This is a genomic window from Chitinophaga sp. 22620 (assembly GCF_052044405.1).
GTDB lineage: Bacteria > Bacteroidota > Bacteroidia > Chitinophagales > Chitinophagaceae > Chitinophaga.
In genome coordinates this window covers 360496-375723 of the sequence record NZ_JBQEMV010000002.1, presented here as the reverse complement: position 1 = coordinate 375723, position 15228 = coordinate 360496, and the positions used below count along the sequence as shown (strand labels likewise).

The 15228-nt window shown below is 51.5% G+C and carries 13 protein-coding genes; 4 read left to right on the top strand and 9 right to left on the bottom strand.

What is annotated here, in order from left to right:
• The gene (locus ACTJIK_RS11205; protein WP_440646448.1) at positions 1–1383 is read right to left on the bottom strand and encodes a dicarboxylate/amino acid:cation symporter; all 1383 of its coding nucleotides are present in this window, start codon (positions 1381–1383) and stop codon (positions 1–3) included.
• A 261-nt stretch (positions 1384–1644) separates the two neighbouring features.
• Here ACTJIK_RS11205 and ACTJIK_RS11200 point away from each other — a divergent pair, with 261 nt between their 5' ends.
• Positions 1645–3093, top strand: coding sequence for an amino acid permease (locus ACTJIK_RS11200; protein WP_440646447.1), 1449 nt, complete (start codon positions 1645–1647; stop codon positions 3091–3093).
• 142 nt (positions 3094–3235) lie between these two features.
• Positions 3236–3946: a YebC/PmpR family DNA-binding transcriptional regulator gene (locus ACTJIK_RS11195; protein WP_440646446.1), complete on the top strand. Its 711-nt coding sequence runs from the start codon at positions 3236–3238 to the stop codon at positions 3944–3946.
• A gap of 62 nt (positions 3947–4008) precedes the next feature.
• On the opposite strand, the gene ACTJIK_RS11190 is transcribed toward ACTJIK_RS11195, so the two are convergent.
• The 5 genes from ACTJIK_RS11190 to ACTJIK_RS11170 form a co-directional block, all read right to left on the bottom strand.
• Complete coding sequence (locus ACTJIK_RS11190) at positions 4009–4962, bottom strand: D-2-hydroxyacid dehydrogenase (protein WP_440646445.1); 954 nt, start codon at positions 4960–4962, stop codon at positions 4009–4011.
• Positions 4963–5108: 146 nt separating this feature from the next.
• On the bottom strand, positions 5109–5270 hold the full coding sequence (locus ACTJIK_RS11185; RefSeq protein WP_346318838.1) for a hypothetical protein: 162 nt from the start codon (positions 5268–5270) through the stop codon (positions 5109–5111).
• A 599-nt stretch (positions 5271–5869) separates the two neighbouring features.
• Positions 5870–6214: a hypothetical protein gene (locus ACTJIK_RS11180; RefSeq protein ID WP_440646444.1), complete on the bottom strand. Its 345-nt coding sequence runs from the start codon at positions 6212–6214 to the stop codon at positions 5870–5872.
• An 18-nt stretch (positions 6215–6232) separates the two neighbouring features.
• Positions 6233–7168, bottom strand: coding sequence for a DnaJ C-terminal domain-containing protein (locus ACTJIK_RS11175; protein WP_440646443.1), 936 nt, complete (start codon positions 7166–7168; stop codon positions 6233–6235).
• 104 nt (positions 7169–7272) lie between these two features.
• The gene (locus ACTJIK_RS11170) at positions 7273–9648 is read right to left on the bottom strand and encodes an alpha-ketoacid dehydrogenase subunit alpha/beta (RefSeq protein WP_440646442.1); all 2376 of its coding nucleotides are present in this window, start codon (positions 9646–9648) and stop codon (positions 7273–7275) included.
• 218 nt (positions 9649–9866) lie between these two features.
• On the opposite strand from ACTJIK_RS11170, the gene ACTJIK_RS11165 reads away from it, so the two are divergent.
• Both ACTJIK_RS11165 and ACTJIK_RS11160 read left to right on the top strand, forming a co-directional pair.
• The gene (locus ACTJIK_RS11165; RefSeq protein ID WP_440646441.1) at positions 9867–10268 is read left to right on the top strand and encodes a DUF1573 domain-containing protein; all 402 of its coding nucleotides are present in this window, start codon (positions 9867–9869) and stop codon (positions 10266–10268) included.
• Between the two features lie 114 nt (positions 10269–10382).
• Complete coding sequence (locus ACTJIK_RS11160; RefSeq protein ID WP_440646440.1) at positions 10383–11579, top strand: pyridoxal phosphate-dependent aminotransferase; 1197 nt, start codon at positions 10383–10385, stop codon at positions 11577–11579.
• 825 nt (positions 11580–12404) lie between these two features.
• Here the strand turns inward: ACTJIK_RS11160 and carA are convergent.
• From carA to rplQ, 3 genes are all read right to left on the bottom strand, one after another.
• The gene (gene carA / locus ACTJIK_RS11155) at positions 12405–13523 is read right to left on the bottom strand and encodes a glutamine-hydrolyzing carbamoyl-phosphate synthase small subunit (RefSeq protein ID WP_440646439.1); all 1119 of its coding nucleotides are present in this window, start codon (positions 13521–13523) and stop codon (positions 12405–12407) included.
• Between the two features lie 96 nt (positions 13524–13619).
• Positions 13620–14426 carry a hypothetical protein gene (locus ACTJIK_RS11150; RefSeq protein WP_440646438.1) on the bottom strand — a complete coding sequence of 269 codons (807 nt, stop codon included), beginning with the start codon at positions 14424–14426 and terminating at the stop codon, positions 13620–13622.
• A 239-nt stretch (positions 14427–14665) separates the two neighbouring features.
• A complete protein-coding gene (gene rplQ, locus ACTJIK_RS11145) occupies positions 14666–15154 on the bottom strand; it encodes a 50S ribosomal protein L17 (protein WP_440646437.1) in 489 nt (162 codons plus the stop codon).
• Positions 15155–15228: the final 74 nt, after the last annotated feature.

Below are 15228 nucleotides of genomic sequence, written 5' to 3'. Positions count from 1 at the left end.
CTAGGCTTTCGTTTCAGGGGCGGGCAGCTTCTGGAAATCCACCTCGCCTTCCCATCTGCCGATCACCGCGGTGGCAAGACAGTTGCCGATCACGTTCACCGACGTGCGGGCCATATCCATCAGCTCGTCTATCCCCAGGATGAGGAAAACCGGCCAGGCAGGCAGGTGGAAACTGGCGATGGTACCCAGGATGATCACCAGCGTGGCACGGGGAACGCCCGCTACCCCTTTACTGGTCAGCATCAGGGTGAACACCATAATGATCTGCTGGGAAATGCTCAGGGGCTGGCCCGCGGCCTGCGCCACGAATACGGAAGCCAGCGCGAGGTACAGGGTGGAGCCGTCGAGATTGAAGCTGTAGCCCGTGGGCATTACAAAAGCGATCACCTTCCGGGGAACGCCCATTCTTTCCATGGCTTCCATGGCTTTGGGAAGGGCGGATTCGGAACTGGTGGTGGCAAAGGCGATGGACACCGGTTCGGATATTTCCCTGATGAACCGGCCAATGGGCAGCCTGATGATCAAAGCCACCGGCACGAACACCACCAGGATAAATACCGCCAGCGCCACATATAAAGTGATCAGTAATTGCAGGAGGTTGCCCAGCACGGAAAGGCCGCCGTGGCCCACCGTATAGGCGATGGCGGCGCCCACGCCTATCGGGGCGAAGTACATTACGATGTTGGTGAACTTGAACATCACTTCAGACAAACTTTCACAGAAGCCCAGCATCGGCCCGCGGAACTTCTCTTTCACAAGCAGCAGCGAAATGCCGAAGATCACGCTGAACACCACGATGGGCAGGATGTCCCCATGATAAACAGATTTCGCGATATTCTCAGGGAACACGTGCAGCACTACTTCCTGCCAGGTTTGCGGTTTGGTTTCCGGGAGTTTTTCATGCAGGGCGTCCGGCGGCATTTTGATGCCAACGCCCGCCTGGCTGATATTGATCGCGGCCAGGCCGATGAACAATGCAATGGTGGTAACGATCTCAAAGTATACAAGCGACTTCCAGCCCATGCGGCCCACCTGCTTGATATCCGAGTGGCCGGCGATGCCCACCACCAGCGTGGCGAAGAGCAGCGGCGCGATCACGGTTTTGATGAGTTGAAGGAAAACCTTGCTCAGCACCTGGAAGTTCACGGCTATGGCCGGGTAATCGTGCCCCAGCTCCGCGCCTATCACCATGCTCACAAGTATCCAGGTAGTAAGGGATTTTTTGGTAACGGCGAACCAGATCACGGTAGCCACCGCTATCCAGCGGAACACCATCAGCACAACAGGTGAAATGGTCAGCCATCCTAGGTGGTCAAGGGTATGCATACCCGAAACGATAGTAAAAGTGATCAACGCAATAATGGCTGCCAGTTTCTTGTTCATTGAAAGAGGTGATTTAGTTTTTGTCGGACATGAGGAAACCAGCCCTGGCCCCCCACGGGTAAAAAATTGCCCAAAAATAAGGTTATCGCCGGAAAGTTCACACAAATGTTGACGGATGGCCTCAATGCGTTGAGCCGCCGGGCGTTAGCCCCTAAAGAAGGCATTAGTAAAATAAAAATACGGCTTTATCATTTTACATACTATATTTGACGATCTGTTAAAAAAATCTAAACAAGCTAGTATCAACCACAACATCACTGTATGAATAGACTCTTTGTGAAAAAGCCCATCGGCCAGTTAATGGCTGAAGCCGACGAAAGTGAAAAGGGCTTAAAAAGATCTCTATCCGCTGCCAACCTAGTTGCTTTGGGAATTGGCGCCATCATCGGCGCCGGGTTATTTTCTTTGACTGGTCTTGCTGCCGCCAACAACGCAGGCCCCGCCGTTACGCTTTCTTTCGTGATCGGCGCCATAGGCTGTGCTTTTGCAGGACTTTGTTATGCAGAATTTGCTTCCATGATCCCTATCGCGGGAAGCGCCTACACCTATTCCTACGCCACCATGGGAGAGTTCCTCGCATGGATCATCGGCTGGGACCTTGTGCTGGAATACGCTCTCGGCGCAGCTACGGTATCCATCAGCTGGAGCCAGTATCTTGTCAAGTTCCTTCATTCCATGAACATTCACCTGCCCGCTCAGCTAACGTGCTCGCCGTTTGAAACGGTCACACTGATGGACGGCTCCGTGGTGAATGGTATCATGAACTTCCCCGCTGTACTTATCATTGCATTTCTGTCTCTCGTACTGATCCGCGGCACCAAAGAATCCGCTTTCATGAACGGTTTGCTTGTTGCGCTGAAAGTAGCCGTGGTGCTGGTTTTCATTGCAGTCGGCTGGACGCATGTGAACCCTGCCAACTACGATCCTTATATCCCCGCCAATACAGGCGCTTTCGGCCACTTCGGCATATCCGGCGTGTTCCGCGGCGCTGCCGTGGTATTCTTCGCCTTCATCGGTTTCGACGCTGTGTCTACCGCGGCGCAGGAAGCCCGCAACCCGAAGAAAGATATGCCCATCGGTATTCTTGGCTCACTGGCAGTCTGCACCATTCTTTACGTGCTGTTCGCGCACGTAATGACAGGCCTCGCCAACTATACAGAATTTAAAGACAGCGCTGCTCCCGTTGCCATCGCTATCGCCAAAACGCCTTACCACTGGCTGCAGCAGGCGATCATCCTCGCCATCCTGGCAGGGTATACCTCTGTGATACTGGTGATGCTCATGGGCCAGAGCCGTGTGTTCTACTCCATGTCGCTGGACGGCCTGCTGCCGAAAGTATTCTCCCAGGTTCACGCCAAATACCGTACCCCGTACAAATCCAACCTGCTGTTCATGTTGTTCGTGAGCCTGTTTGCCGCATTTGTGCCGGTTAGGATCGTGGGTGAAATGGTGAGCATCGGTACCCTCTTCGCATTCGTACTGGTATGTATCGGGGTGATTGTGATGAGAAAGACCAACCCGGAGCTGCCGAGAGCATTCAAAGTGCCCTGGGTGCCCCTTCTGCCGATCCTCGGCGTGATCGTATGTATCGCCCTGATGGCCTCCCTCCCGCTGGACACCTGGATCCGCCTGGCCGTATGGATGGGCATCGGCCTGGTGGTGTACTTCACCTACAGCAAAAACAAAAGCAAACTGGGAAACAATTTATAACTCCCGGTTATATTATATTCCTCCCGTCCTGGCCAAGCCGGGACGGGATTTTTGTTTCCGGGGGCAGGGAAATGCCCGGAATTTAATATTTTTGCACCCGTCTTTCCGCGGTGGAACCCGGGAAGTATAACTACAACATTTTATGGGACGTATTTTTGAAGTAAGAAAACATACCATGTTCGCCCGCTGGGACCGCATGGCCAAACAGTTTACCCGTATCGGTAAAGAGATTGCAATTGCGGTAAAGAACGGCGGCCCCGACCCTGAGAATAACCCCGCGCTGCGCCGCTGCTACCAGAACGCCAAGGGCGTGAACATGCCGAAAGACCGCGTGGAAGCCGCTATCAAGCGCGCCATGGGTAAGGACAAAACGGATTACGAAGAAGTGGTGTACGAAGGTTATGCCCCGCATGGCGTGGCCGTGATGGTGGAAACCGCTACGGACAATACCACCCGCACCGTTGCCAACGTGCGTATGCATTTTAATAAACTGGGCGGCAGCCTGGGCAACAGCGGCTCCGTTGCTTTTATGTTCAACCGTATCGGTGAGTTCAAAATAAAAAATGAAGGGCAGAACCTGGAGGAACTGGAGTTGGAACTGATCGATTTCGGCCTGGAAGAAATTGGCGAAGACAGTGAAGGCAATATCATCATCCGCGCTTCTTTCACCGAATTTGGCAACATGGCCAAGGCGCTGGAAGAAAAAGGGCTGAACGTGATCACCGCGGAGCTGAAGCGCATTCCCGCCACCACAGTGGAGCTGAACGAAGAGCAGGCCAAGGAAGTGCTGGAACTGGTAGACCGCCTGGAGCAGGACGACGACGTGCAGCAGGTGTTCCACAACCTGAAATAAAAAGATCCAGATACAGGAAAGGCCGGGGAGCATTGCTTTCCGGCCTTTCTATTTTGCGGCATTTACTTCACTATGTTCACTGGCTTTCCTTCCTGGAATGCCTTTACGTTCGACACCACTTTGTCCATCAGCCGGCTGCGGGCTTCTTTGCTGGCCCATGCAATATGCGGCGTTATCACGCAGTTTTTGGCGGAGAGCAGCGGATTGTCCGAAGGGGGCGGCTCGGCGGTCAGCACATCAAGGCCGGCGCCCGCGATCGTGCCGTTGTTCAGCGCCTGCGCCAGGTCCGGTTCGTTGACGAGCGGCCCGCGGCTGGTATTGATAAGGAATGCGGAAGGTTTCATCGCGGAAAGCAGCGCTGCGTTTACAAAGCCTTTGTTCTCCGCGTTCAACGGGCAATGCAGGGAAACTACATCCGCTTCCCTGAAACAGGTCGCCTGGTCTTTGAAAGTTACTCCTTCCATTTTGTCCCTTTCCGGATGTTTATGGCTGGCGATCACCTGCATTCCGAATGCCATAGCGATCCTGGCCACTGCCTGCCCGATCTGCCCGAAGCCAATGATGGCGAGGGTTTTACCATGCAGTTCCGTTAAAGGCATTTTCCAGTAGCTGAAATCGCCCGAGCCTGCCCATTCGCCTTTATGTACGCTGGCGGAATGCAAACCAGCACCCTGGCAAAGTTCCAGCAGCAGCGCAAAAGTGAGCTGCGCCACGGAAGCCGTGCTGTACGCCGGTACGTTGGAAACGGTGATGTTCCGCGCAGTGGCCGCCCGGATATCAACAACGTTATACCCCGTTGCGATAACGCCGATATATTGCAGCTCAGGTAACATGTTGATCGTTTCTGCGCTGACGATGGCTTTGTTGGTAAGCACAATGTTGGCTCCTTTTGCGCGCTCCGCCACCATTTCAGGCGGCGTTCTGTCGAACACTTTTACGTTGCCCAGGGCTTTCAGCGCGTCCCAGCTGAGGTCTCCCGGGTTGAGGGTAAATCCGTCCAGTACTGTGATGTTCATGGAAATGAAGATGGTGAAGGGATAAAAGTAATGAATTCCGTTTGCACAGCACAGCAAACCCTGCGCCCCTCCTGCGACGGCTGGTTGTTAGCCTGGTTAATAATAGCCTCCGGAGGAACGCAGGGACTGCCTGTTATGCGAAGATATTACCGCAGTAAATTGACGCGTTGGAAAGTATTGTTGACCTTATCGATCACGAAGTTGCCGAATACCGAACGGTAGGTGCCATAGCATAGTTTGCCGTTCAATTCCAGGTTATGTTCTTTACCCAGCGGATGAGTGCCTTCTATAAGCCTTATAAAACGCATTCTTTGGAGCTGACCGCCGCATTTACATTTAAGTTCAGAAAGCTTCTTGTGAGAATGTACAATAGTGCTGCACCTGATACATCTGGCTTCCATAATTCAATTTACATTTTATTTTGGTTGCTGTTTTTCACTCAGATGTCTGCATGTATGCATATCTAAACGGATTACCAAACACACGCTCATGCCTGAATTACTAAAGTGGAGAAAACCTACCTGAGAGGAAAAAAACCTGGACCTGTTTTTTCTGACCCTTTCCGCCAGCAATCAAAGGATGATGGTTAAACAAATTTTTAAAAACCAGGTGCCAGGTTATGATTAATAGTTATCAAAGGATGATGGTTAATGTTAATCTGCTTTACTATAGTTGTTAATAAATACACCGTTTCAAAGGAAAAAGAAAACTGAAGGAAGGCCGCCCCGTAGAGAACGGCCCCCGTTTTCAGCCTATTTGAACCGTCTAAGCAATTTTGTTATTTGTTAATGAATTGCAATTTATCATTTTCCAGTATCCCACGGATGTGTGACGGTACAATGAACGGGGAATGAACATCAACAGTAAGAATGAACAAGTAATTTATTGATATACAATTTTATATAAATCAAAATGAATAACGTTTGTTGAGCAGGAGCAACTGCGCTCTCGCCACAGCCGGGTGCCGCGGGTCGCAATTCACCACCAGGAAATAACCCGCCAGCCCGCTTAATAACCAATCCTCCTCCATCCCGCCTTCATTACAACAATACGTTCTCCTGAAATTCAACTCCACCGGGATGTGTAATGCAGCGCAAGCGCGCATCGCCCTTTCTATCGCCCCGTAAGCCTCGCCAGGATAGTATCCCAGCGCTTCCAGCAACTCGCTTGCATAAAACTCCGGCGCCATCTCAGCCGCCGCCCGGTGCTGCCGCTCCAGGATCTCGTCCAGGTAATCGATGGTCTGTAACATATGCGTAAGATTTTCAGGTTACTTTCTCATCTCCGCCAGCCGTGCAAACAACTCCTTCTCCTCGTCGCTCAGGTTCTTCGGCACCGCGATCATCACCTTTACATACAGGTCGCCCGCCGCATCTTTACTGCCCTCGGGCACAGGAAGCCCCCTGCCCTTCAGGCGGAAAAGCCGCCCGCTGTCTGTACCCGCCGGGACCGTTAACTGCAGCGGGGTTCCGGGCACTGCCACCTGCAGCTTCCCGCCCAATACGGCGGTATACATGTCCAGCGGAACATCCATATAAATATCTTTCCCTTTCAGCTCATACCGCGCGTCCGGCGCTATCTCCACCGCTATCAGCAGGTCGCCCGCTTCGGCGCCGTTCTGCCCCGGCCGGCCCTTTCCCTTCAGCCGCAATACCTGCCCGTTGTAAGTACCGGGTTTTATTTTCAGGTTCAGCTTCTGGCCGTTCACTTCAATCTGCCGCGTAGCGCCGAGATAAACATCCTCCAGGCTTACCTGCATGGTAGCCTGAAGATCACTGCCACGGCGGCTTCTGGGCCTCCCCTGCTGCGCGCGGCTGCGAAAGCCGCCGCCGAAAAGATGCTCGAAGAAATCGGAGAACTGCCCGCTGTCGCCAAACATCCCTTCCATATCTTCATATTGCTGCTGCTGTTGCCGCCCGCCCTGCGAAGCCCTCCAGCGGTTCCAGTCAAAATCCCCGCCGTTCTGGCCCGCCTGTTCGTAGTATTTCCAGTTCTCGCCGAATTCATCATATTTTTTCCGCTTCTCCTCATCGCCCAATACTTCGTATGCCTCATTCAGCTCCTTGAACTTTTCTTCGGCCAGCTTGTCGTCCGGGTTCTTGTCCGGGTGGTATTTCACGGCCAGCTTGCGGTACGCCTTCTTGATGTCTGCAGCGCCGGCTTTTTTATCCACGCCCAGTATTTTATAATAATCCTTGTATTCCATATGCCTTGTATAATAACATTCTGATTGAAGCGCTTGTTAAAAAAATAACGCCCCCTGTAGGTTATACAGGGGGCGCTGCCATCATAAAAAATATATGCAGGAGGCTACTCCCTGATCATTTCCATTACAACTTTTACCACGTCTTCCACATTCGGCTTGGAGAAATAATCCCCGTCGGTACCGTATGCCGGCCTGTGCGGTTGCGCCGCGAGCGTGCGGGGAGCCACGTCCAGCCAGCGGTAGCCGCCCTGGGCCTCCATTACCTGCTGGTACATATAAGCTGTTCCGCCGCCGGGTACATCTTCATCCACAAAAAGTATGCGGTTTGTTTTTTTCAGCGAATCGAGGATGGAATGCTCAATGTCGAACGGCAGTAAGGTCTGCACATCTATCAGTTCGCAGGAAATGCCCTGTATTTCAAGGATGTGCATTGCCTCTTCGATGATACGCAGGGTGGAACCGTAGGAAACGATCGTAATGTCGGACCCGCTGTGCAGCACTTCCGGGATGCCCAGGGGCACGGTGAAGTGCTGGAGGTTTTCCGGCAGTTTTTCCTTCAGGCGGTAACCATTCAGCGATTCGATCACGATAGCCGGTTCGTTCGCCTTTAATAAAGTATTGTACATACCCGCCGCCTGTACCATGTTGCGGGGAACACATACGTGCATGCCGCGCAGGGAGTTGATGATCATGCCCATGGGCGAACCGGAATGCCAGATGCCTTCCAGCCTGTGACCGCGCGTACGCACGATGATCGGGCAGAACTGTGTGCCTTTGGTTCGGTATTGCAGTGAAGCCACATCGTCGCTGAGGGGTTGCAGGCCGTACAGCAGGTAGTCCAGGTACTGGATCTCCGCTATCGGGCGCAGGCCTCTCAAAGCCATGCCTATCCCCTGCCCCATGATGGTGAGCTCACGGATGCCGGTATCGCCGATGCGCAGCTTGCCGTGTTTCTGCTGAAGCCCGGCAAAACCCTGGTTCACATCGCCGATCTTACCCACATCTTCCCCGAAAGCGAATACCAGCGGGTGGTGGGAGAACAGCTGGTCGAAATACCTGTTCAGCACTTCGTAGCCGTTCATGACAGGTGCGTCGTCCGCGTAAATAGCGGGCACTTCTTCCACGTTCAGCGCGGAGTTAGGACCGGCGGCGTATGTATAGGTATTATAATTTTCTTTTTCAAGCAGCAGCTGGTTGTCGTAGTACAGCTGTAACTCATTCAGCGCGCCGGAGAAATTGCGCTGGTGTCGGAAAAGTATGCCTGCGGCGCCTTTCAGGATATCTCTCCGCTGCGGCTCTCGGTTGGCGGACAGTTCCTGCATTACGCTGTTCACATACCCGATTTCCCCGCGGCCTTCATCCACGATCTCCTGGCAATGCCCGAGGAATGCATGCACCTGGTCTTTGATAGGCGCAATGTATTTTTCCCAGGCTTTTTTACGGCCGTCCTGCGCAATGGTTTTGGCTTCGGCCTCTATCTGCTGCAATATCTTTTCATCTGCCAGAGCGTTTTCCAGCAGCCACTGGCGCATTTTCAGGTTACAGTCGAATTCTTTTTCCCATGCCAGGCGTTCCTTGCTTTTATAACGTTCATGGGAGCCGGAAGTGGAATGGCCCTGCGGCTGCGTGATCTCTTCCACGTGGAAAAGCACGGGCACGTGGGTTTCGCGGGCTTTGCGGATGCCTTCTTCGAAAGCTTCGCACATGCCTGCATAATCCCATCCCTTCACATTATATATTTCGAAACCGTTGCTGCCCTCTGTTTTGCGGAACCCTTCCAAAGCCGCGCTGATAGAGCCTTTGGTGGTTTGATATTTTCTTGGAACGGAAATGCCGTAGCCATCGTCCCACACAAAAACGGCGAGCGGCACCTGCAAAACGCCGGCTGCATTGATGGTTTCCCAGAAATGGCCTTCGCTCGTAGAGGCGTCGCCGATAGTGGCGAAGCAAACTTCGTTGCCATCGCTGGAAAGATGCTGGTATTCCTTCAGTTCCGGCACTTCACGGAAGAGCTTGGACGCATACGCCAGGCCCAGCGCACGTGGCATCTGGGCAGCGGTAGGCGCCATATCTGCCGCGGTGTTCTTCATGGAAGCGAGGTTCAGCCATTCGCCGTTGGCATTGATATTAGGCGTGGCGAAATGCGAGTTCATCTGCCGCCCTGCGGAAAACGGGTCGTTCTCGATGCTGGGATCCGCATATAACTGCGAAAAGAATTGTTCCACGGTAGCAATGCCACTGGCAAAGGCAAAGGTCTGGTCCCGGTAATAACCTGAACGGAAGTCGCCCGGTTTGAAATATTTGGCCATCGCGATCTGCGCCACTTCCTTTCCATCGCCAAAGATGCCGAATTTGGCCTTTCCGGTGAGTACCTCCCGGCGGCCCAGCAGGCTTACTTCCCTGCTGATGCAAGCCAGTCGGAAATCATTCAGCACCTCTTTCCGGAACTCTTCAAATGATAACTGGCTTTGCAAATTCATAGCTAATTCGTTGTTTTCGATCATGCCATCCGTGTTAAAGCACAAATGTAGGGGAAATTGATGAATGGGTAAATGCCTCCCGGAAACCCGTAATAATTAATTTTTAAGAAATTTTTAATATCTTGATATGTACGGATCAATTTTTGGCCGTAAATTTGATTTTGGAAACTGGAAAGAACGTCACGTTTTAACCAATCGTTTTAAAACCCAATTGAAACATGAAAAAGTTTATCGTATCCCTATTTGCGACTTTACTGGTAACCACCGCAGTGTGGGCACAGGCTCAGGGCGGCGGCGCTGCTAACGCAGTGGACGCCAAGCTGAAATTCAAAAAGGAAACTGTTGATTTCGGGAAAACCAAGTACAACAAACCCGTAACCGTAACTTTTGAATTCACCAATATCTCCAAAGAGCCCGTGTTGATCGAATCCGCGAAACCCAGCTGCGGCTGCACCGTTCCTAAATGGACCGTTGAGCCGATCCTGCCTGGTAAATCCGGTGTGATCAGCGCGACCTACAGTGCCAACCAGGTGGGCAAACCGATGAAAACGGTGTATGTAAAGCTCAAAGGGGTAGACCAGGAAAAAGAACTGTTCCTGACCGGTACAGTAGAGAATTAAATCAAGCAATAATTCTGCATAATGGCCTCCCGATCAATAATCGGGAGGCCTTTTTGTTATTTGTTATAGAACATTTCATTCCCTTAACTTTGCAACGCAAAAAAAGACAGCAAAATGCCTAACATCAGCGAACGTGGTCAGCTTATGCCGCCTTCTCCTATCCGCAAGCTGGTTCCCTACGCGGAAGCCGCTAAAAAGAAAGGAGTTACGGTTTACCACCTTAACATCGGCCAACCAGACATCGAAACCCCCAAACCCGTGCTGGATGCGGTACGGAATTCCAACTTCAAGATCCTTGAATACAGTCACAGCGCCGGCAATGAAAGTTACCGCCGCAAGCTGACCGGTTATTACAAGAAATTTGACATCACGGTGGACCACACCGAGATCATTGTGACCACAGGCGGCTCCGAGGCCATCCTGTTCGGTTTTATGGCCTGCCTGGACCCGGGCGACGAAGTGATCGTTCCCGAGCCATTTTACGCCAATTACAACGGTTTTGCCGTTGAAGCGGAAGTGAAGGTGGTGCCGGTTACTTCCGGCATCGAATCCGGCTTTGCGCTGCCGCCTATCGGCGATTTTGAAAAGCTGATCACGCCGAAGACCAAAGCCATCCTGATCTGCAACCCCAACAATCCCACCGGCTACCTCTACAGCCGCGCTGAAATGGAAGTGCTCAGGGATATTTGCCTGAAACACAACCTGTTCCTGTTTTCCGACGAGGCTTACCGCGAGTTTTCGTACGACGGGGAGAATATTTCCGCATTGAACCTCAGCGGCCTGGATAATAACGTGGTGGTGTTTGACACTATCTCCAAAAGGTACAGCGCCTGCGGCGCGAGGATCGGCGCGGTGGTAACCCACAACAGGGCCATCCTGGATGCCGTGATGAAGTTCGCGCAAGCCAGGCTGAGCCCGCCCAGCTTCGCGCAGATTGCGGCGGAAGCCGCTGTGGACCTGCCTGATAATTATTTCGACGAGATCAAGGCTGAATACCAGAGCCGCCGCGACCTGCTGGTGGGCCTGCTGAACAAGATCCCCGGCGTGTTTTGCCCCAATCCTGGCGGCGCTTTTTACGCCATGGCGCGCCTCCCGATCGATGATACGGATAAGTTCTGCCAGTGGCTGCTGGAGGCCTTTTCACATGAAGGGCAGACCGTGATGCTGGCTCCCGCCACCGGTTTTTACGCTACGCCCGGCCTTGGGAAGCAGGAAGTAAGGCTTGCATACGTCTTAAACCGGGAAAATATCGCAAAAGCGATGGAATGCCTGGCAAAAGCGCTGGAAGTTTACCCCGGCCGCTTACAATAAACCCGGTAAAAAGTTTTAAAATAATGTTAAAAAAACATTACCCTTTCAAAACCTGACAAAAATCATGTTTTCAATTTTAACGGCTGGAATGCTTGTCAATACAACGAATTCGCATTACAAATATTTCTATATGACTTTTTTTGAGGCATAAGCCATGAATTTTTAGAAATAGAGTTTTGTAATTTGATTTTTATAGCTATTTTTACTGTGTAATCGGGACGCAAAGGAAGAGAAAATGATAGATGCTTAAAAAACGATATACAAGTTCTACAAAAATCTAAACCTGCTTAGCAAAAATTTAACTTGTAGAATTTTGACAATTGAGAAAATGACACGACCTTTGCATTATCAAATCAAAGTAAAAAATACGGCGACGAACTAAAACGTTTTAGCCAAACAACATATTTTTGTATCAGTTTTTCATAACGTGGAATTTATAAAGGCAAACGGCTCTGTTCACAGAGCCGTATTTTTTTTACCCCTTTCTCAACTAATTTCATTTTCCAACCGATTGCAATTTTAATTCCTCTATTTCAAGAAAACTTACCCCCTTTTTGCAAGAGCAACTCGCCATTTTTTTCATATTATTGTCATGTAATGAAAAGACAAGGTGGGTATTGTGCTTAACCGCATAGTACCTTTCGCTAGTTTTCATAACGTGGAATTTTAAAATGCACGGTCCTGATTCCTCAGGACCGTTCGTTGTTTAAAAGCCTCTCCGAGGCTTAAAATCCCCCTTCAAACTTCTTTGTATTCCGGCTTCCGGGCATGAAAAAAGGCTCCCATCGGAAGCCTTTCTCAAATGTATTTGTTTGTGTTTGTCTCTTATTTCGCCATGTTCGCGCGGATCATCGTAAAAAAATCATCGAACAGGTAGCGGGAATCGTGCGGGCCCGGGGTGGATTCCGGGTGATATTGCACGGAAAACGCTGGTTTGCCCTTGATCCGGATACCTTCTACCGAGTGGTCGTTCAGGTTCACGTGCGTGACCTCAACATTGTCAGATGCTGCAACTGCTTTCGCATCAATTGCAAAACCATGGTTCTGCGTAGTGATCTCACATTTGCCGGTCAGCAGGTTCTTCACCGGGTGGTTCAGTCCGCGGTGGCCGTGGTGCATCTTATAGGTCGGGATGCCGTTGGCCATAGCCAGCAGCTGGTGCCCCAGGCAGATGCCGAACAGGGGGCGCTCAGCTTCCAGCACCTTCTTAATCGTATCTACCGCGTAAGTGAGCGGCGCCGGGTCGCCAGGACCATTGGAAATAAAGTATGCGTGCGGTTTAAAGCTTTCGCACTCTTCGAAAGATGTTTTTGTGGGATGTACTTTCAGGTAAGCTCCTTTTTCGGACAGGCATTTCAGCATGTTGCGTTTCACGCCGTTGTCCATCACCGCGATACGGATCTCCGCATTCGGATCGCCTACGTAGTACGGCTCTTTGGTGGATACTTCTGCGCAGAGCGCCAGCCCTTCCATGGAAGGAACTTCTTTCAGTTTCGCCTGCAACTCTTTCTCGTCCAGTATTTCGGAGGAAATGATGCAGTTCATGGCGCCTTTGCTGCGGATATGAGATACCAGCGCGCGGGTGTCCACTTCATGGATCGCTACCAGGTTATTTTCTTCAAGGAACTGGGCCAGCGATTCATCAGCCATTTTTCGGGAAAAATTGTGGGCGATGTTCTTGCAGATCAGCCCGCTGATCTTCACACTGCTGCTCTCCACATCCTCATTCTTGGTACCATAGTTACCCACGTAACAGTTGTTCATGATCAGCACCTGCCCTTTGTAGGAAGGATCGGTGAATACCTCCTGGTATCCGGTCATCCCGGTATTAAAACAAAGTTCCCCGGCTGCGGTTCCTACTTTCCCGAACGCTTTGCCATGGAATATGGTGCCATCTTCTAACAACAGCATGGCCGGCTGTGTGGATCTGGTAGTCTGCGGCATTTCTTCTTACCCTTTCTTTTTTTATGTCCCCGGAAGGGACGGTTAAAACTGTGCAAAGTTAGGGCAAGATTATGAATTTTGAACAGGTTTTTACATCTAATTCATGAGGACGGAGCGCATGATCTTTTCAGCCACCTTACGGCCGTTTTCATCGTTCGCCGGGTGCGTCACCAGCAGCTGCACGCGCGATCCGCCGTTTACCACTACCAGGCTGGTGAATTCCATGGCTGAATTTTGCTGGAGGATGTAGCTGCCCTGCTGCTGCAGTGCCCGCTGGCCGCCGAGGTCCAGCTGCCGGGCCTGGTAGCTGAACCGGGATATACCCGCCGTTTTTTCCATCCCGGTCATTATTTCCTTCGCCGCCGGCTCCAGCTCAAGATGCGACTGCGAAAGATGTACCACCTCTTCCATCCTGATCACCAGCCCGTCCGCATAACTGCCGCCTTTAAAGGCCTTTTTGCGCATATTGGGCGCATCGCTCACGGTAACCGGGGATAATGACAGCGGGCTCTGGATGCGGAGGATGTTGCCCCTGAAAGTGCGCCAGTTCTCCATCTCCAGCATAGCCTGCGTTACTTTCGGCTCGCGGAACATCTTTACCAGCTCGGGGCCATAAAAGGCGCTCAGGGTGCCGCAGGCAATAAGCACAACGACGCCCGTGATCAGCGCCGCCTTGCCTTTCAGATCGAAGCGGTTGCGATGGCGTTTTTTCATCATGGCATGGTACTTTTCTTCAGGTATCCCCTGCTCCTGCCGGTACATATCAACCGTACCGTCCGGGTGCTGGGCTTTCCAGTCGGCATATGTGAGCGGGAACTTTTTACCGCAATGGTCGCAGAAAGTGATGTATTCGGATTTTATGGCGCTCATTTCCGCGCAATGACTGCATTTCAGGTAGTACATAGGGTATAGGTGTTGGTCATGCCTGACACTAAATTACGATTTTTTAATATATCTCACGCAGCGGCAGCTCATTTAAACGGGGAAAGCGGTGCTTCTTTCCCGGAAGCCCTGTAATTCAATGCGGAAGTGTTACTGCAAACTAAATAAAGTCCTGCGGCAACAGTGCATCTTGCGGCCGGGATCAATAAAAAAGGGATAAAGCTTCCGCTTTATCCCTTTCCTGTATCGTTTGAATAAACTTATTCAGCGGCTTTTTCTTCAGCAGCGGGAGCGGCCGGGGCAGCTTCGTCTGCTTTCTTTTTGGCACCACCTGCACGACGGGTTTTCTTGGCAGGCGCTTTATCAGCAGCTGCGGTCTTACCGTAGATCTCGTTGAAGTCCACCAGTTCGATCAGGGCTACTTCCGCGTTGTCACCTACCCTTTTACCGAGTTTGATGATGCGGGTGTAACCGCCGGGACGGTTGGCGATCTTTTCGCTGATAGCACCGAACAGTTCCTGGATGGATTCTTTATCCTGCAGGTAGCTGAATACGGTACGGCGGTTGTGCGTGTTATCAACTTTGGCGCGGGTCAGCAGCGGCTCGATGTAAACGCGCAGCGCTTTTGCTTTTGCCAGGGTGGTTTGAATACGTTTGTGACTGATCAGCTCGATGGCGAGGTTGCTCATCAGGCTTTTACGGTGAGCGGAAGTACGGCTCAGCCTGTTTAATTTTACTCCGTGACGCATGACATTTGTTTTGTGTTCCCTTGCACCGTGTCAGGAATTACAAGGTACTTGTTATTAAAATACGGATCGCGGCA